Source organism: Kitasatospora sp. NPDC042419, from assembly GCF_056437345.1.
Genome location: NZ_JBWKAW010000012.1, coordinates 241,891 through 257,805, shown reverse-complemented (window position 1 = coordinate 257,805; position 15,915 = coordinate 241,891). Strand labels below are relative to the sequence as shown.

Below are 15,915 nucleotides of genomic sequence, written 5' to 3'. Positions count from 1 at the left end.
TCGGCGATGTCGTCCGGCCCGTAGTGGTCCACGAAGCACCACGCGCCGACCATCCGGCGGCCCAGGCTCGGCAGCAGCCGGCGCACCACGGTGCTGCCGCCGAGGGCGGTCTCGCGCGGGGCCAGCAGTTCGCGGACCGGGCCGCCGGGGGTGGATTCGAGCCCACCCCGGACGGCGGGCGCGGGCGCTGGAGCCGGCGCCGGGACGGAGGCGGAAGGGGCGGCGGGGTGGCGGACGGGTTCAGCCATGGTGGGCCGTGCTCCTGGGTCGAGGGGAATGGGCAGGAGGAACGCGGAAGGATCGCAGGAGGAACGCGGGAGGCCGGTGCCGGAAGGCTAGTGCCGGGCGGCCGGGACGATGGGGGTGCCGGCGGAGACCGCGCGGGTGACGGGGGTCCGTTCGGCGATGTCGAGCAGCCGGGCGCGCTGGGCTTCGTCGAGGTCGCCGACGAGGTCGATGCGCCGGGTGATCCGGACCGCCTTCTCGGGGCCCTTCTCGTAGCCGAGGTGCACGCGGACGGTCTTCAGCGGCCAGTCCTTGCGCTGGGCGTACATCCGCAGGGTGATCGCGGTGCAGGAGCCGAGGGCGGAGAGGAGCAGGCCGACCGGGGTGGTGGCGGTGTCGGCGCCGCCGGCCGACTCCGGCTCGTCGGCGGCCAGGCGGTGGCGGCCGGAGTGGATGTCGATGCGGTAGTCGTCGCCGGTGCTGGTCGCCACGGCGGCGGCCGCGCGGACGAACTCGCCGGCGGCGCCCGTCGCGCCGTCCGGGGTGCCGGCGGCGGGTGCGGCGGTCACAGGCCGAACCGCTCGTGCTGGGCGGCGGGCACCAGGTCGGTGTACTCCGGGTGCTTGCCCAGCCAGCCGCGGATGAAGGGGCAGTACGGCAGGACGGCCAGTTCCCGGGCGCGGGCGTCGTCGAGGGCCGCGCGGGCGAGGGTGCCGGCGAGGCCGCGACCGGCGAAGCGGTCGTCGATCTCGGTGTGGATGAAGGCGATCTCGCCCTCGTAGCGGTGATACTCGGCGAAGCCGGCGAGTTCACCGTCGGCGGTGATCTCGTAGCGGGACTTCTCGGGGTTGTCGGCGACACTGGTGGTCGACATCGTTCCTCCTGGGCTCGCGCCGTGGTCGATGCATCTAATTTATCATTCAACTAATAGTGGATCAAGGCTTCCCCCGGTTCACGCTCGGACAGGAAGCCGTGCACCCGGCGTCAACTCCCCTCCCCCGGTCGTACCTGGTCTCCGGGACGTGCGCCGGTCGAGGGACCGGCGCGAGCAAGTGTCAGGAGAGATCCCACGTGACCACCACCGTCAACCCCGATCGGCCCACCGTCGTCCTCGTCCACGGCGCCTTCGCGGAGTCCGACGGCTGGAACGGCGTCGTCACCCGCCTCCGGGCCGCCGGCCACCGGGTGATCGCGGCGCCGAGGAGGCCGCCCTGAACGCCGCGGCCAAGCGGCCGCTGCGCGACGTCGCCCTCGACGAGGCTTCCGGCGAGCCCGCCTGGCGGGACCTGCCGTCTGGTTCGTCTACCCGGAGCTCGACTTCAACATCCCGGCGGCGGCGCACCGCTTCATGGCCGAGCGGGCCGGGGCGCGGGAGACGGTCGTCGTCGAGGCGCCTCGCACGCGCTCCCGGCGTCGGAACCCCAGGTGGTCGCCGACGTGATCCTCGCCGCCGTGAAGGGCGTCGAGTAGGCGGGGGCGGCCCGGCGACGACGAGGGCCGGCCACCGCGGGGGTTCGGTGGCCGGCCGTGTGTGCCGGCGTCAGCCGGCGGTCTGTGAGTCAGCGCACGAGTGCGTCAGTGCCTCGGCGCGTCAGTACCTCAGTGCGTCGGTGCCTCAGTGCCTCAGTGCCTCAGTGCGTCGGTGCCTCAGTGCGTCGGTGCCTCAGTGCGTCGGTGCGTCGGTGCGTCGGTGCGTCGGTGCGGGGTGTGGCGGGTCCGGGTCAGCAGGACCCGGCCGGGCGCTCGCGCACCACCAGGTCGGTGCGGCCCGCCGTCGCGTCCATCCAGACCACCCGGGTGCCCTGGTCGGCGGCGGGCTGGTACTGGCCGCCCCGGTTGCAGGAGACCCGCTGCGGGGTGCCGCCGGTGATCGGGAGCTGCCAGACCTTGGACAGCGCGGCGTTGGACCAGCCACCGGCCGGCTTCTCGCCGTCCGCGGAGCCGAAGGTGACGGCCCGGTCGGAGGCGGTGATGGTCGGGCGCAGCGCGGCGTACGACGAGTCGCCGGGCAGCAGGTCGGTCGCACCGGAGCCGTCCAGCGCGCCGGAACGGATCGCGCTGCGCTTGGTCCGGTCGGCGGGCGTCTCCACCCAGAGCACGCGGCCGCCCGCGAGCACGGTGGAGGAGACCGCCGCCCCGCCGGCCGCGGGGTACTGGGCGACGACCTTGCCCGCGGCGATCGAGTAGACGGTGGGCGCGGAGGTCAGGGCCTCGCCACCGGTGGACCACTCCTCGTTCCAGCCGAGCAGGCCGTCCTTGAGGCTGAGGCCGAAGGCGCTGTGGCCGTCCGCCACCGGGAGCTCCACCGCGGGGGCGCTGTCACGGACCAGCTGGATCCACGTCCGGCCGGAACCGGAGTCGCTCACCCGGAAGGCGACGGTGTCGCCGGAGACCTGGACGTCGGAGATGTACTGGTTGGGGCCGCGGTGGACGCTGCGGAGCTCGCCGCCGTTCAGCGGGCGGGCGAACACCTCCGTCCCCCACCGGCCCTGCGCGTCGGTCCCCATGGCGACCCAGACGGCGGAGGTGCCGTCGGTGGCGGGCCAGCCGTGCGAGCGGCCGTCCTCGGGGCTGAGCCTGACGGGCGTGCCGCCGCCGGTGACCGCGCCGGTGAAGACGGCGAGGGAGCCCTTTCCGCCCTTCTCGGTGGTGCCCGCCACCCAGTGGCCCTTGGCGGCGGCGGGGGCCATGCCCACGGTCGAGACGTCGCGGAGCAGCACCCGGCTGTCCAGGCCGACCCGCTGCTGCCAGCCGGCCCGGATCCCGTGCGCGTCGAAGGCGGCTGCCACGGTACGGAGCTGGGCGCGACTGAGGCCGAGCGTCCGGCCGGCGGCGAGCATCGCGTTGCGTCCGTCCACGAAGTCGTCGGCCGGGGTGAGGTACTCGGCGAGCGCGCGGTAGATCAGCCGGTCGGCGACAAGCGGGTCCAGGGTGCGCCGGATGTCCCACAACGCACCCGAGAAGATGGTGGAGTTGAGGTGGACGCCGCCGCTGTCGAGGGACGGCGAGACGCCGAGGTAGTGGTCGACGGTGGTCCGGCGGTCGTCCAACCGGCGGCCCGCGCAGTCCTCCGGGGTACCGGTGCGGCAGAGGCCCTCACCGAGGAGTGCGGCGCGCGGGTCGTTCATCGACATGCCGCGGGCGGTCACCTCGACGGCGTTGCCGAAGTAGTCGGCGAGTGCCTCGTTCATCGCCCCGGACTGGCCGAGGTAGGCGAGGTTCGCGGTCTTCTGGATGACGCCGTGGGTCATCTCGTGGCCGGCCACGTCGAGCGCCGCGGAGAACGGGTGGTACTTGCCGCCGCCCGCGCCGTACAGCATCTTCGAGCCGTCCCAGTAGGCGTTCGGCATGGGCTGCCCGTTGGACGTCAGGTTGACCACGGAGGTGATCGCGCCGCGCTTGCCGTCCAGGCCCTCCCGGCCGAGGCGGTCGCGGTAGAAGTCGTACACCGCGGCGGCGTTGAGGTGGGCGTCGGTGGCGCCGCTGGTGCCGGTGCCGGCCGGGAAGTCCGGGGTCGGGGAGCTCGGCGGGAGGACGCCGTCGGGGACGGGGCCGTGGCCGACCTCGATCTCGTCGCGCCCGGCCGCGTCGTAGGTGGTGATCGGGGCGGACCGGGAGAGGTCGGAGAGCTGGTAACTCCCGTCCGGGAGGCGGGCGATGTCGACCTTCACGGAGCGGCCGAGCACGTCCGGCGCGGTCCCGGTGGCGGGTTCGGGGCCGGTCGGCGTCGCGCTGGGCGCGTTCTGCGCCTCGGCGGCGGTGGTGGCGCCGCCCGCCGGGTACGGGGAGCGGGCGTCGTGGGCGAGGGCGATCACACCGGCGGTGGCGTCCACGTAGACCTCGCGGGCCGGGCGGCCGGCGGCGTCCGGCCCGGTGCCGCGCACCGTGAAGTGCCGCGCCAGCCGGCCGGCGTCGCCCGGCAGGATCACCAGGCCGTGGTCCTCGGCGGTGGCTCCGGTCCGGGCGCGCGGGTCGTCGATCGCGGTGAGGGCGAGGTCGCGCAGCACCCCGTCCGGGACGGTGGCGGCGGTCGGCGCGGACAGTCCGGTGAAGTACTTGCCGCCGACCGACTCCACCCGCTGTCCGGCGCCGTCGCCGGTGAGGTGGACCAGGTACTGCCCGCCGAGCACCGGGACGCCGCCGTAGCGCTGCTCGAACCTGACGGTGCGCCGGCCGTCCGGGGCGCTCTCGGTGCCGAGTTCGGCCAGCTGGGCGGGGTCCACGCGGTAGCGGTCCGGGTGGGCCGCGAGGTGGGCCAGCGCCGCCTCGGCCGGGCCGGCACCGGGGGCCGGCTCGGCCAGGCCGGTGACGAGCTGCGGGGCGGCGGTGTCGCGCCCTGCCACCAGGCCGGGAACGGGGTCGGGCTCGGTGGCCGGGCCGGCGAACGCCGGCGGGACGCCCAGCCCCAGGCCCAGCACGACGACGGTGCCGACACCTAGCACCTTGGGCATACGGGAACGACGAAGCACGACGGATCCTCCCCTGGACCACGACATCAGTGGATTCGGCGCGCGGGAGACAGGCCCGCGCACCGGGTCGCGCCGCCGGCCGGCAGGCTGCCGGGAGGGCGCGACGGGGCGGGCCGGCGCGATGCAGCACCCGGGCGCATCGGTTCTTCCAACTCCCGGCGGCCCGCCGTGCACTGACCATATGACATCAAGCGGCATATGTCGATGACTGACTTATCAAGGGGTCCACAGACCCCGCAGAGGCCCGCAGAGGCCCGCAGAGGCCCGCTGCGGGAACAGTCGAGGGGCGGCCGGTCGAGGCGAGAGCCCGCCGAGGCGCCGCCGCACGCGCGACCGCACCGGCGCGGGGGCTCCGCCGGTGCGGTCGGGTGGGGTCGGGTGCGGTCGGGTGCGGTCGGGTGGGGTCAGGTCAGGTGGAGTCGGGACGAGGTCGGTGGGGTCAGGCGGGGCCGGGTGGGTCGAGTGGGGCCGGGATCAGCCCAGCGGGCGGCAGAGCAGGGCGTCCGGGACGCCGTAGTGCAGCCACTTCCAGGTGAACGCGACCCCCGCCACGTACTCGCCGTCGGAGCACTGGCCCTTGTAGTGGCCGGGCGCCCAGTCGCTGCCGGTCGATCCGCCCCCGGCGGGCCGGTTGTCGCCGTGGTCGAACCACACGTTGCGCCCGCCGGACGGCAGCGGACGGGCGGCGGGCGCGCACAGCAGGGCGGCCATCGCATCACCGCGTACGCCGTAGCCGACCGCGAGGGCGCCTTCCGGGCACTGCAGCTTGTTGTAACCCGCCGCCCAGTCTCCCCCGGTGACGAACCGCTCGTCCGTGACGGCCGTCCAGGCCCCCGCGCCGACCGCCGGCTGCGCCGCGTCGGTGCACAGGCCCCGGCCGTCCCCTCGTCCGAGCCCGGCCAGGCGCAGGCCGTCGGGGCAGGTGCCCTTGCGGTTGCCGGCACTCCAGTCGGGCAGCGCGAGCATGCGCCGGGAGGCGTTCCGGTCCCCGTGGTCCAGGTCGAGCATCTTCCACTGCGCGGCCCGCGGGACCTGCCCGGCACGGGAGGGTGCGGCGATCAGCCGGTTCCAGTACGGGGCACGCCAGTCCCCCTGGTCCTCGATGCTCAGCCGCCGGCCCGCCGCGTCCCAGTGCAGGAGTGCCCAACTGTCCTGCGGGGCGCCGCCGTTGTGCCAACCAACGAGCGGCCAGATTGCGAAGTCGGTGTCGTTGGCGGCCAGGATCGCGGTGAAGGCGTCGAACCAGGCGCGTTCCTTGGCGTCGGTGCTGCCGCGCCCGCCGGCACCGAACTCGCTCACCCACACCGGGGCGGTGAAGTGCTGGCCCTCCCGGGTGACGAACAGCGCCTCGTCGTCGACCACCCGGGCCAGTTGCTCGGGCGTGAAGTCCTGGTAGCGCGGGTCGCCGGTGGCGCCGAGACCGCCGCTCGCACCGGTGTTGGCGGGCCCGGTGTAGCCGTAGAAGTGCGCGGCGTAGACCAGCTTCCCGGAGTCGATCAGGGTGTGGGAGAGGGTGGCGACCGGCTTGAGCACCGGGCGGCCGTGGAAGAACCCGGCGAGCGGTATGCCCTGCCAGTTGATGCCCTCCATGATGATCAGCAGGTCGGGGTCGGCCTGCAGGATCCGGTTGCCGGCCTCCTCGAAGGCTGCGTACGCGTCGTGGCCGTCGCCCATGCCCCAGTTGGGGTCGTCCCAGGTGTCGCGGCGGACCTCGTTGCGCAGGTCCGCACCGACCACGCGCTTGTTCGCCTTGTACCGGTTCGCCATGAACAGCCAGTTCTCCTCCCACTGCTGGGTGGACTGGCCGCTGTTCCAGCGTTCGTTGCCGTCCAGCCCGCAGCAGAAGCGGTAGCCGGTGGTGTGGTTGTTGAGGATGACGGCGAACCCGTCGGCGGTGAGCGCCTCGACCACCGCGTCGTAGACCTGCAGCGGAGTCCTGCCCCTCAGCTGCGGGTTGGCCGCCACGGCGGCGTCCGGCACCGCGGCGGCGTCGCGGATCATCGCGTCGGCGTACGGCAGGCGGATGCTGTTGAGGCCGAGGCCGTGGAACCCGGCGAGGATCTCGGCGATCGGCGCGCGGTCGAGCCCGAGCGGCAGGTTGTACGAGACCTGCCCGGCCTGGTTGTTCGCCGGGTCGGTGGTCGGGCCGCTGCCCTGCCAAGTCCCCTGGGCTCCGGCCCAGTTGCCCGCCTTCAACTTGAACCGCTCGCCGTCCGCGTCGACGATGTAGCGGCCGCGGGTGCTGAGCGGACCGGTCCAGGAGGCGGCGAGCTCGGCACCGCCGAGCACGGCGGGTGCGGGCGGGGCGGCCGCAGTGGCCGCCGGAAGCGCCTCGGCGGCCGCAGTGGCCCCGGTGACCGTGGCGGCCCCGGCGGTCGCGGTCGCTGTCGCGGTCGCCGGCGCTGTCGCGAGAAGTGCGCAGACTCCGGCCGCCGCGACGGCGGCGCGGATCGCACGATGCATCATGATCGGGACGTCCTTGGGGGGATGAGGGTGAGGACGAGGAGGCCGACCTGACTGCCGGCAGGTCGACCCGGGGACTCCCATTGCACCTGCGCGACGCGTACAGGACAAGGCCGTGGGGCGGACGTCCGTCGAATCCGTTGGGACTGCCGGACGCTGCAGGTACTGCCGGGACCGACGGGGCCACCGGGACCGGCGGGCCCGGCGGGCGGGGGAACGGCGCGGCCCGGTGCGCGGTCGTTCCGCACACCGGGCCGCGTTCGAGGGGCGCGGGTCAGTACCCGCCTCCGGCCGGCCACCGGGAGATCGGCCGGAGGCCGTCGATCACCTGCGTGACGGTGGTGCCGGCCGGGACGAAGGAGTCGAAGTCGATCCGCGGGTCGCCCACGTCGACGGTCACCAGCAGCAGGTACCGGTTCAGCTGGGTGGTGATGTCCGCGCCGAGGAGTTCCACCTTCTCGACGTTGCCGGAGTGGTGGACCGGACGCTCCGGCAGGGCGGCGAGGTGGGGCGAGATCGCGTCCACGAAGGCCTGCCGCGCCTGGATCTCCTGCTCGATCTGCTCGGGGGTGGGATCGGCCCCGCCCTCGCCGGTCTCGATGCCGGTCGGGGGCGCGTCGATGCGGAACACAGTGATCATCTTCGGGAACTCCGGATCCTCGGGGACCGGCCGCCGGCGGGAGCTGTCCCGCCGGCGGCACCCCGGTGCGTGGACGGACGGCTGGGGCCGGGGAGGCGTCGGACCTGCCGCCGCGACCTGTCCGGCATGCTGGCGCACCGGACCGGCTCCGGCGGCGCGGCGCGCCAGGAGGGGCGGCGGAGTCGACTCCAAGGGACCACCGCGCACGCCGCCCCGGGAGCACGCCGGGCCGCCGCCACGACGCCGCCGCGCCGCCGCGCCGCCGCCGGCCCCTCCCGCAGCGGGGCGAGCGGCGGGAGCACCACGGGCGCCCGGACGGAAGCTACCGGCGAGCCGGCGAAGCAGGTCAGCAGTGTGGCCGCCAGCACGTCCCGGCCGCCGAACGCCAGGATTCCGACCGCCAGTTGGAGCACGAAGGCGGGCAGGACGGCGAGCGCCACGGCCCGGCCGGCGCCGTCCTCGAAGACGCCGAGCTGGAGGCAGCCGACGAGGATCTAGGCGATGGCCACGCTGTAGAAGCCGAGGGGTATGGGCGAGGCGATCGGGCGCAGGGTGATGCGGGTCATGCCGCGCAGGTCGGGTTCGGGCCGGCGCAGCGGCGGCGAGCCGGGGTCGGCGTGGTCGCCGGGCGCGGTGGGCACGGTGGGCGCCTCGGGCTCTTCGAGTCGATTGGTCTCGGCGGTTCCGGCGGTTCCGGCGGTTCCGGCAGGGCTGCAGGGCTGCGGGGCCCGGTGGCTCCGGCAGCACCGGCGGGTATCGCGGGTTCCCCCGATGCGGGGTCACGGGTGGTCATGGTGCGTGGGTCTCCTCGACTCGGTGCACGGCGGAGAGTGCACGGCGGACGGCGGAAGGCGGGGCGGGCGCGGTCCGGCGCGCCCGCCCCGCCCCCGGTCCGCCGGGCCGGCTCAGCGCTCGGCGAGGGCCTCGCGCAGGGTGGCCACGGCGAGCGAGACGGCCGCCTCGGCGGCGTGCGTCCCGCGCAGGGCGTCGAGCATCACGAAGTCGTGGATGATGCCCTGGAAGCGCACGGCGGTGACCGCCACTCCGGCCGCGCGCAGCTTGTTGGCGTACGCCTCGCCCTCGTCGCGCAGCACGTCCGCCTCACCGGTGACGACCAGGGCCGGCGGCAGGCCGGTGAGCTGCTCGGTGGTGGCGCGCAGCGGCGAGGCGGTGATCTCGGCGCGCTGGGCCTCGTCGGTCGTGTACTGGTCCCAGAACCACTGCATGCCGTCGCGCCGCAGGAAGTAGCCCTCGGCGAACTGGTGGTAGGAGGGGGTGTCGAAGTTCGCGTCGGTGACGGGGTAGAAGAGCACCTGGTGGAGCAGCGGCAGGCCGCCGCGCTCCTTGGCGAGCAGGGTGAGGGCGGCGCTCATGTTGCCGCCGACCGAGTCGCCGGCGACGGCGATCCGGGTGGCGTCCAGCCCCTTGGCCGCGCCGTCGGTGACGACCCAGCGCGCGACGGTCCAGCTCTGTTCGAGGGCGACGGGGTAGCGGTGCTCCGGCGCGCGGTCGTACTCCGGGAAGACCACCGCCGCGCCGGTGCCGACGGCCAGTTCGCGGACCAGCCGGTCGTGGGTGTGGGCGTTGCCGAAGACCCAGCCGGCGCCGTGGATGTAGAGGACGACGGGCAGCTCGCCCACGGCACCGGCCGGACGGACGATCCGGGCCCGGACCTCGCCGGTCGGACCGCCCGGCACGGTCACCCATTCCTCGTCCACGTCCGGCCGGGCGATCCCGCCGGACTGGACCTCGTCGACGGCGGCCCGGCCCTCCTCCGGCGGCAGCTGGAAGAGGAACGGCGGCTTGGCGGTGTCGGCGGCGAAGGCCGCGGCGGCGGGCTCCAGAACGGGCGTGACGGGTGCGGAATCGGTCATGGTTCGGCCTCTTCGGTGCGGGGAGGTTGGTGCGCCGGCCTCGGCGGGAGGCGGCACAACCGACCGTAGGCGAGGGCCCGCCGACCGGCTTTGCCCGGCGCGCACAGTGTTTGACCCTCCGTGCGCACCGGTCCCCCGAACGGCGTCAGAGGCCGCTCCCCGTACCCCCGGTCTCACCGCTCCCGACTCCCCGGTCCTTGGGCGTCCGGTGTCTCCGCACGGTGTGCGTCACGTCCCCGGAGACGCCGCCGCCCTCACGGTCGCACGAACGGGTGAGCTTCGTTGACACGGGGTCCAAACGGGTTCCCGGAGCACCTCGGGAATGCATGCTTCAGACGCCGTCGCCGCACATGGGCACGGCCGGCGCGCGGGTCGCGCCGCGGTAATCGGACGAGGGATCGGCACTGATGGCACAAGGCACTGTGAAGTGGTTCAACGGCGAGAAGGGCTTCGGCTTCATCCAGCAGGACGACGGCGGCCCTGACGTGTTCGTCCACTTCTCCGCGATCCAGACCACCGGCTTCAAGGAACTGGCCGAGGGGGCCCGGGTCGAGTACGACGTCACCCAGGGGCCCAAGGGGCCGCAGGCGGAGAACGTCGTCCCGATCCGCTAGCGGACAGCATCACCCGTCCGGGAGCCCCCGGACGTCTGAGCGGCCTTCACCTGATCCCGGACTCGGCCACGAGGCAAGGGAATCGGCGTGAAGGCCGCGGTCGTGGCGCCGGCCCGTGCGTGCGGCACACCCGGCCCCTGCCCGGCCCGGCCCAGCCCCGCCGCCCCGCTGCCGCAAGCAGCCCCGGCCCGCGGCCGCGCCTGCCGCCCGCGCCTGACGCCCGCGCCTGACCTCCGCGTCCGCGCCTGCCGCCCGGCCTCCGGCGAGCAGGTGAAGCGCTCCGGGCATCGGGACCACCGGCGCCGCGCGCAGTCGCACAGTGCCGGTACGACGTCGTGGCCGCGACCCCACCCGCGCGGACCGGCGGACCGGCTGAGCGGCTGAGCGGCTGAGCGGCTGAGCGGCTGAGCGACAAACCGGCGGCGGCCGGTACTGACGAGCGACCGCCGGAGACGGCGGACCCGCCTCACCCGTCCCGACACCGTCACCACGGAGCCAGGTACGGCAGGACCGTCCTCAGCAGGCCGACACCCTACGCCCCGGCCTGCTGGTAGAACGTCACCAGGAGTCCGTACACCGGCTCGTCCTCCGAATCCTCCTCCGTCTCGTCGACCAGTCCGGCCAGCACCTCGGCGAGCCGCGCCGCCTTGGCCGGGCTGAGCCGGAGGTGGCGCAGTGACAGGAGGTGGCCGGCGGGTGAGCGGTCCAACTCCTGGGCGACGGCGCCGAACAGCGCGGCCGTGCCCTCGGCCTGCGGTTCGGCGACGAGGAGCCGCTCGGCGGTCCGCCGGTAGTACTTCTCGGTGCCGCCGCGCACCTGTCGCGTTCCCGCCTCCTGGACCAGCCCCGCCTCGCGCAGCACCCTGAGGTGGTGGGAGACGCTACCCTTGTTCGCTCCCAGCTGTGCGGCGAGCCGGCTGATCGTCGACGGCCGGCCGCTCAGCGCGAAGAGCAGGCGCTGGCGCAGGGGGTGGGCGAGTGCGCTGTGCTGCACAGGCGTGCTGATCCGCTGGACGTCTTCGTCTAATTGATGGCTCACCAGATCAAGCGTTAAGTACAGTTGACGCTTTGGCAAGCCACTGGTGTACTCACTCCCATGACCCCCACCACCTCGCCACCTGCGCTGGATGCCGTCGCCGTCGTCGAGTCGATCGCCGACCTGGTCGACGAGAACTACGTCTTCCCCGATGCCGCCCGGCAACTGGCGGCCCTGCTGCGGCGCCGGAGTGCCGAGGGTTCCTATCCGGCGGAATCCGCCCAGGAGTTGGCCGACGCGGTCACCGCGGACCTGCGGTCCGTCAACGGCGACCTGCACCTGGCCCTCAACTACCACGACGTGCCGGTGCCGCGCGAGCAGGGCGCGGCGGCACTCGCCGCGATGCGGAGGAAGTTCGACGCCTCCCTGGGCGGCGTTCCGCGCGTGGAGCTCCTCGACGGCGGCGTCGCGGTCCTGGAGATCTCGCCCTTGCTCTTCCCGCTGGACTGGGCGGCGCAGCCGCTGGCCGCGGCGCTCTCACTGGTGGCACCCGCCCGCGCCCTCATCCTGGACCTGCGCCGCAACGTCGGCGGCGATCCGAACACGGTCGCCTTCGTCTGCGGCTACCTGCTCGACGGCCGCACGAAGCTCAACACCATGCTCTCGCGCCAGGGGGAGGTGGCCGAGCAGTCCTGGTCGCCCCCGTTCGTACCGGGTGCCCGCTTCGGCGGCGAGAAGCCGCTCTACGTGCTGACGAGCGGCAGCACCTTCTCCGGGGGCGAGGAGCTCGCCTACGACCTGCAGCAGCTCGGGCGCGCCGAGGTCGTCGGGGAGGCCACCCGGGGCGGCGCGCACCCGCGCGAGGGCTGGACGGTGCACCCGCACCTGGAGCTCAGCGTTCCCATCGCCCGCGCGGTCAACCCGGTCTCGGGCACCAACTGGGAGGGCACCGGCGTCCGGCCCGATGTGCCGTGCGACGCCGACGCGGCGCTCGACCGCGCCCTGGCCCTGGCCGTGGCCCGCCTGGCCTAGGCAGTATCTTCAGATGATCATCGCCGGTGGTTCATGGCGCCGTGATACGTCGCCATGAACCGTCCGCTGTGGAGCGGGAGTCCGTCCGGTCGTTGCTGCCCGAGTCGTTGCGGGGGCGGAAGCGGCTGGACGACCGCAGAGTCCCGAACGGAATCGTGCGGAGGTTCCGGACCGGGACCGCCCGGCGGGATGTGCCCGAGCACTCCGGCCGATGGGCCACGCTGCATACGCGTTTCCGCAGGTGGGCGGCGGACGGGACGGTCACAGGCCGTTCAGGAGTCGCTTGCGCAAGGGTGAGCGGCGCTCGTACGCCACCCGCAGGTGGGCTCGGGCGCACCGCATCAGTTCCGCGAGGTATGCCCGCCACTCGGGCGTCGTCTCGACCTGCGCCCGGGCGTCCAGCCCGTCGATCAAGGCGCGCCATGCGGCGTGGTTGACGAAGCCGGGACGGTACGAGGCCGGCCAGGGCAGTTCGTAGGACGGCGGCGCATGTGACGCCGGGCCGCCGAAGGGGTCGGGCCACGGTTCACCGCGCCAGTCGGCCAGTGTCTCCTCGACGGCCGAGCGGTGGTCACCCCTCGGAGCCAGCGCCTCCAACCCGGGCGCGAGGCACTCGACCTCGCGCCAGACCTCCTCCGACCACGGACCCAGGCCGTACGTGGCGGCCAGCACCGCGCGCTGCCGTTCGGTCGTCGCCTGCCGGATCGCTCTGGCGATGACGTCCACCAGTCGCGGCGAGTGCCGGGAGCAGGATGTCTCCTGTATGTCGAAGGGCCGCCAGCACCAGACCCGGTACGGCCGCGTCCGCCTGGTGGTCTCCACGACGAACCGGTAGCCCAGCGGGCTTTCGTGATCGTGGTCCGGGCTGTGCTCGGCGGCATGGATGATCTCCGCCAACCGGAACCGGCGCACGCGCAGACCCGGGACGGGGCACCACCATCGCGTCACGGTGAGACACCGGCCGTCGAACACCAGCCGCGACCCCGGACGCCGAAGAGCCACCCGTTCCACCGGCCCGTCCACCTGCATCCCCCCGCCGTCGGCGTTGCCCCCGGTCGGCACAGTCTCACGCCACCGGCAGAGGCGACAGCACTTTGACGACAACGCCTGGGCCCGTCGGCGGTGCGGCCGGCCGTGGAACCGGCCGGCCGGCCAGCTGGGGAAGGCCTCACCGGGGCCTGGAGGAGAGCCCGCCTCCGCGTGCCCCCGAAGCGGCCGACCCGGCAGTGGGGCTGACGGATCGTCGGCGTAGGATCCGGTGGTCCACTGATCATCGACGGTCCAGGGAGGCGCCGGCCCATGGCGGAGCAGCGCGTTGTCATCGTCACCGGCGGCGGGTCCGGCATCGGCGCCGCCACCGCCCGGCTGCTGCGCGCCGAGGGCCACCAGGTGGTGGTCTCCGGTCGGCGCCGCGAACCGCTGGAGCGCGTCGCCCGGGAGACCGGCGCGCTCGCCCACGTCTCCGACACCACGGATCCGGACGGCGTCCGGGACCTCGTGGCGGCGGCCGTCGCGGCGTTCGGCCGACTCGACGGGCTGGTGCTCAACGCCGGGGCCGGCCGGCCCGGTTCGGTGGGCGACGTGACGCCGGAGGACTGGGAGCTGGTGATGCGGACGAACGTCACCGGCCCCTTCCTCCTCCTGCGGGCCGCGCTGCCGCACCTGCTGGAGTCGCGCGGGGCCGTCGTCGCGGTCGCCTCGGTCTCCGCCCTGCGCAACGGCGCCGCCAACGCCGCCTACGCCACCTCGAAGGCCGCGCTGCTGCAGCTCTGCCGCTCCCTGGCCGTCGACTACGGCCGGCTCGGGCTGCGGGCCAACACCGTCTGCCCGAGCTGGGTCCGCACCGAGATGGCCGACCGTCCGATGGCGCGCCTCGCGGACCGGGCGCAACTGGCGGGCGGCGTCGAGGAGGCCTACCAGGTGGCGACCCGGCTCACGCCGGCGGGACGGCCCGGCGAGCCGGAGGAGGTCGCCGCGGCCGTCGACTGGCTGCTGTCACCCGCCGCGAGCTACGTGAACGGCGCCGTGCTCACGGTCGACGGCGGGGTCACCGCACTCGACCCGGGCACCACCGCCTTCGGCTTCCGGATCGAGCCGCGCGGGGACGCCTGACGACTCCCGGCATCGAGCCCCCGGCATCCGGACCTCCGTACCCGGACCTCGGCGGGGGCGGGAACGGGCTACCGGGCGTCGCCCTCCACCGAGGCCGCCCCGGGCACCGGCACTCACGCCTGCGTGGCGGTCGGCGCGGCGGTCGGCGCGGCGGCCTGCGCGGCGGTCGGCGCGAACCCCGGTGCGGAAGCCGTCACCGGGGCCGTCACCGGGGCCGTCGCCGGGGCCGCCGCCGCGGTGGCCTCGCCCGGACGGTCCTCGCCGTCGGTCGCCCCCTCCGACCCGTCGATCGCCCCGCCGACGGCCGTACCGCCCCGCAACCCCGGTGCCAGCAGCAGGGTCACGCCCAGCGAGAGGGCCGCGGTCGCCGCCATGCCGCCGGCCGGGGAGGTCAGCTCGGCCAGCGCCCCGGCGACCGCCGCACCCACGCCCTGCACGGCGAGCATCCCGGCGGAGTGCAGGCCCAGGGCCTGCCCGCCGAGCCGCGCGGGAGTCAGCGCCGTCAGCCGGTCCTGGAGCAGCAGACCCGCCGCGTACCCGAAGGTGGCGACCGTGACCAGCACCACCGCGACCGGCAGGCCCGGGTCCAGGGCGAAGCCCAGGTAGGGCGCGGCCAGCAGGAGGCAGAGCGGGACGGCCGCCCGGTCCCGCCGGCGGGCCGGCAGGAAGCGGCCGACGAGGACGTCCCCGGCCAGCATGCCCGCCGCGCCGCACGCGAACAGCAGGCCGGAGCCGTGCGGGCTGAACGGCACGTAGAGGGCCTCCGCCCCCACGATCAGGCCGTTCGGCACCCAGAGCGCGAGGTAGACGTACCGGCGCGGCGCCGAGGACCAGAGCACCGCGTTGGTCCGCAGGGTCTCCGCCACCGACGGCCGACCGGAGGCCCGGGCCGGCCGCCGGCCCAGCCCGAACCGCGCCACCCCCGCGGACAGCAGGTGGAGGGCGGCGGCCGTGAGCAGCGTGCCGCGCGGGGACAGGACCGTCACCAGGACGCCGCCGGCCGCGAATCCGCCGATCTGGAGCACCCCGGCCGACACGCTGAGGACCGACCGCCCGAGCAGGAGGCCGCCGCGCGGCAGGATCTCGTTCAGCAGCCCGTACCGCGCCCCGCCGCCGACCGCGCCGGCCACCCCGAGCCCCAGCAGGACCGCGAACAGCGCCCAGAGCGGCAGCCCGGGGACGGCCTGCACGGCCGTCCCCGCACACAGGAGCAGGGCCGTCCCGGCCAGTGCGGCGCGCGGCGGCAGCCGGTCCGCCGCCGAGAGCACGGTGACCGCGCCGACCGACTGGCCGAGGGCCGGGCCGAACACGGCCAGCGAGGAGAGGAGCGGGGAGCCCGTCCCCTGGAACACCAGGATGCCCAGCGCCGGTCCGCCGACGGTCTGGGCCGCGGTCTGCCCGGAGGAGGCCAGGAGGAGCGGGGTGAACTCCCCGACGCGGAAGAGCTCGCGGTACGTTCGCATGCCGGGGAGTCTCACCGGCCGGGTCCGCCGGGCGTTAGGTTTTCGCG

Annotated in this window: 14 protein-coding genes and 2 pseudogenes; 5 read left to right on the top strand and 11 right to left on the bottom strand. The window is 74.7% G+C overall.

The features are described from left to right. From AC067J_RS23540 to AC067J_RS23530, 3 genes and pseudogenes are all read right to left on the bottom strand, one after another. Positions 1 to 248 (bottom strand): annotated as a pseudogene (locus AC067J_RS23540) (hypothetical protein); the annotation flags it as partial. An 87-nt stretch (positions 249 to 335) separates the two neighbouring features. Beyond that, positions 336 to 794: an OsmC family protein gene (locus AC067J_RS23535; protein WP_478302174.1), complete on the bottom strand. Its 459-nt coding sequence runs from the start codon at positions 792 to 794 to the stop codon at positions 336 to 338. Next, positions 791 to 1,099: a GNAT family N-acetyltransferase gene (locus AC067J_RS23530; protein ID WP_478302172.1), complete on the bottom strand. Its 309-nt coding sequence runs from the start codon at positions 1,097 to 1,099 to the stop codon at positions 791 to 793. The genes AC067J_RS23535 and AC067J_RS23530 overlap by 4 nt, the downstream gene beginning before the upstream one ends. A gap of 197 nt (positions 1,100 to 1,296) precedes the next feature. Here AC067J_RS23530 and AC067J_RS23525 point away from each other — a divergent pair, with 197 nt between their 5' ends. Next, positions 1,297 to 1,440: an alpha/beta fold hydrolase gene (locus AC067J_RS23525; RefSeq protein ID WP_478302170.1), complete on the top strand. Its 144-nt coding sequence runs from the start codon at positions 1,297 to 1,299 to the stop codon at positions 1,438 to 1,440. Positions 1,441 to 1,946: 506 nt separating this feature from the next. Here AC067J_RS23525 and AC067J_RS23520 read toward each other — a convergent pair. The 5 genes from AC067J_RS23520 to AC067J_RS23500 form a co-directional block, all read right to left on the bottom strand. Beyond that, positions 1,947 to 4,676 carry a M4 family metallopeptidase gene (locus tag AC067J_RS23520; protein WP_478302169.1) on the bottom strand — a complete coding sequence of 910 codons (2,730 nt, stop codon included), beginning with the start codon at positions 4,674 to 4,676 and terminating at the stop codon, positions 1,947 to 1,949. 492 nt (positions 4,677 to 5,168) lie between these two features. Then, positions 5,169 to 7,160, bottom strand: coding sequence for a glycoside hydrolase family 5 protein (locus AC067J_RS23515; RefSeq protein ID WP_478302167.1), 1,992 nt, complete (start codon positions 7,158 to 7,160; stop codon positions 5,169 to 5,171). Between the two features lie 271 nt (positions 7,161 to 7,431). After that, a complete protein-coding gene (locus AC067J_RS23510) occupies positions 7,432 to 7,797 on the bottom strand; it encodes a hypothetical protein (RefSeq protein ID WP_478302165.1) in 366 nt (121 codons plus the stop codon). A gap of 494 nt (positions 7,798 to 8,291) precedes the next feature. Then, positions 8,292 to 8,438 carry a hypothetical protein gene (locus tag AC067J_RS23505; RefSeq protein ID WP_478302163.1) on the bottom strand — a complete coding sequence of 49 codons (147 nt, stop codon included), beginning with the start codon at positions 8,436 to 8,438 and terminating at the stop codon, positions 8,292 to 8,294. 264 nt (positions 8,439 to 8,702) lie between these two features. Then, positions 8,703 to 9,671 carry an alpha/beta hydrolase gene (locus tag AC067J_RS23500; RefSeq protein WP_478302161.1) on the bottom strand — a complete coding sequence of 323 codons (969 nt, stop codon included), beginning with the start codon at positions 9,669 to 9,671 and terminating at the stop codon, positions 8,703 to 8,705. 407 nt (positions 9,672 to 10,078) lie between these two features. Here AC067J_RS23500 and AC067J_RS23495 point away from each other — a divergent pair, with 407 nt between their 5' ends. After that, complete coding sequence (locus AC067J_RS23495) at positions 10,079 to 10,285, top strand: cold-shock protein (RefSeq protein WP_478302159.1); 207 nt, start codon at positions 10,079 to 10,081, stop codon at positions 10,283 to 10,285. Positions 10,286 to 10,817: 532 nt separating this feature from the next. Here the strand turns inward: AC067J_RS23495 and AC067J_RS23490 are convergent. Then, entirely contained in the window at positions 10,818 to 11,324 is a 507-nt protein-coding gene (locus AC067J_RS23490) for an ArsR/SmtB family transcription factor (protein WP_478302157.1), read from the bottom strand. Positions 11,325 to 11,381: 57 nt separating this feature from the next. Between AC067J_RS23490 and AC067J_RS23485 the strand changes: the two genes are divergently transcribed. Both AC067J_RS23485 and AC067J_RS23480 read left to right on the top strand, forming a co-directional pair. After that, positions 11,382 to 12,293 carry a S41 family peptidase gene (locus tag AC067J_RS23485; protein ID WP_478302155.1) on the top strand — a complete coding sequence of 304 codons (912 nt, stop codon included), beginning with the start codon at positions 11,382 to 11,384 and terminating at the stop codon, positions 12,291 to 12,293. Positions 12,294 to 12,319: 26 nt separating this feature from the next. Then, positions 12,320 to 12,544: pseudogene (locus AC067J_RS23480) on the top strand (transposase); the annotation flags it as partial. A 10-nt stretch (positions 12,545 to 12,554) separates the two neighbouring features. On the opposite strand, the gene AC067J_RS23475 reads toward AC067J_RS23480, so the two are convergent. Further along, complete coding sequence (locus AC067J_RS23475) at positions 12,555 to 13,241, bottom strand: hypothetical protein (RefSeq protein WP_478302195.1); 687 nt, start codon at positions 13,239 to 13,241, stop codon at positions 12,555 to 12,557. Positions 13,242 to 13,592: 351 nt separating this feature from the next. Here AC067J_RS23475 and AC067J_RS23470 point away from each other — a divergent pair, with 351 nt between their 5' ends. Further along, the gene (locus AC067J_RS23470; protein ID WP_478302153.1) at positions 13,593 to 14,405 is read left to right on the top strand and encodes an SDR family NAD(P)-dependent oxidoreductase; all 813 of its coding nucleotides are present in this window, start codon (positions 13,593 to 13,595) and stop codon (positions 14,403 to 14,405) included. A 113-nt stretch (positions 14,406 to 14,518) separates the two neighbouring features. Here AC067J_RS23470 and AC067J_RS23465 read toward each other — a convergent pair whose 3' ends face one another. Then, positions 14,519 to 15,868 (bottom strand): MFS transporter, encoded by a 1,350-nt coding sequence (locus tag AC067J_RS23465; protein WP_478302151.1) that lies wholly within the window; start codon positions 15,866 to 15,868, stop codon positions 14,519 to 14,521. Between the last annotated feature and the right edge of the window lie 47 nt (positions 15,869 to 15,915).

Excerpts from the sequence above, each read along its gene's own strand:
- AC067J_RS23470 (WP_478302153.1), top strand. The coding sequence starts at position 13,593 with ATGGCGGAGCAGCGCGTTGTCATCGTCACCGGCGGCGGGTCCGGCATC.
- AC067J_RS23510 (WP_478302165.1), bottom strand. The coding sequence starts at position 7,797 with ATGATCACTGTGTTCCGCATCGACGCGCCCCCGACCGGCATCGAGACC.
- AC067J_RS23515 (WP_478302167.1), bottom strand. The coding sequence starts at position 7,160 with ATGATGCATCGTGCGATCCGCGCCGCCGTCGCGGCGGCCGGAGTCTGC.
- AC067J_RS23495 (WP_478302159.1), top strand. The coding sequence starts at position 10,079 with ATGGCACAAGGCACTGTGAAGTGGTTCAACGGCGAGAAGGGCTTCGGC.
- AC067J_RS23500 (WP_478302161.1), bottom strand. The coding sequence starts at position 9,671 with ATGACCGATTCCGCACCCGTCACGCCCGTTCTGGAGCCCGCCGCCGCG.
- AC067J_RS23465 (WP_478302151.1), bottom strand. The coding sequence starts at position 15,868 with ATGCGAACGTACCGCGAGCTCTTCCGCGTCGGGGAGTTCACCCCGCTC.
- AC067J_RS23520 (WP_478302169.1), bottom strand. The coding sequence starts at position 4,676 with ATGCCCAAGGTGCTAGGTGTCGGCACCGTCGTCGTGCTGGGCCTGGGG.
- AC067J_RS23530 (WP_478302172.1), bottom strand. The coding sequence starts at position 1,099 with ATGTCGACCACCAGTGTCGCCGACAACCCCGAGAAGTCCCGCTACGAG.
- AC067J_RS23485 (WP_478302155.1), top strand. The coding sequence starts at position 11,382 with ATGACCCCCACCACCTCGCCACCTGCGCTGGATGCCGTCGCCGTCGTC.